The organism is Candidatus Dependentiae bacterium (genome assembly GCA_020431705.1).
GTDB lineage: Bacteria > Babelota > Babeliae > Babelales > Vermiphilaceae > JAGQHQ01.
This window is the reverse complement of sequence record JAGQHQ010000043.1, coordinates 1-836: the sequence shown is the minus strand read 5'-3', so window position 1 is coordinate 836 and position 836 is coordinate 1. Positions and strand designations below refer to the sequence as shown.

The following is an 836-nucleotide window of genomic DNA, read 5'->3' as shown; positions in this document are numbered from 1 at the left end:
GGTTCTCGCATGGTATTTACCGGAGAAGGTATTGTAGAATTACTGGATGGTGTTGAATTTAATATGGAAGGAACACCGTATTGTCTTGACCCAAATCCACCAGCAAATCCACAAGCAGACTGGCCATGTTTGATAACAGAAAATTGTGCAGTGATGCATCTGGATATGAAAGCGACTGTTTCAATTGGTGGCGGCGCAAGCAATGATGTAAATGGTTCTGGTGGTGCAGGTTGTGTAATTACGCGTAAAGGCGGTACGATTTTACTCGATCAAGAATCACACTTAGTATTTGGTAATACATACGCAGATGATATGTTAGTAAGTACAGAATTTGCGAGTGCAATAATTACTAACGATCCAAAAGCATTAATTACATTCGAAAAAGCATGTTTTGATGTAATTTTCAATCATCAAGCAGCGTTGAGCGTGTTGCAAGGTAACGTTGAGTTTAACATGTATCGAGGTGCACGTTCAGACCAAGAGGGTAATGAGGCTGCCGGTGTGTTAAAGTCGCTTCAATTTGAAGAAGGATCATTGCTATACGTACTGCGTAGAGGAACAAATGTTGCGCAAGTACGTTTTGCACCAAACTTTAATACAGATCCAAACTTTGCGCTTGGTAGTGATATAGCGACAGACTTTAATAATAGATGTGGTGAAGTGTGTGGCGGAGGTCACGTACAATTTAAAGAGTTTGCAGGAATAGCAACAACACTTGGCGAGAAATTTTTCTGCCAAGGAGCGACAATTGCAGCGGGCTCAATTATACCAACAACAATTACATATAATGAACAAACATTATTTGACTTGCTTGAACTGACAGCAGATACATTAAT

General features: G+C 40.1%; 1 protein-coding gene. It reads left to right on the top strand.

Features of this window, described 5'->3' with window-relative positions:
* A partial coding sequence (locus tag KC460_05225; protein MCA9770743.1) for a hypothetical protein occupies nucleotides 1-836 on the top strand: 836 nt, incomplete at both ends.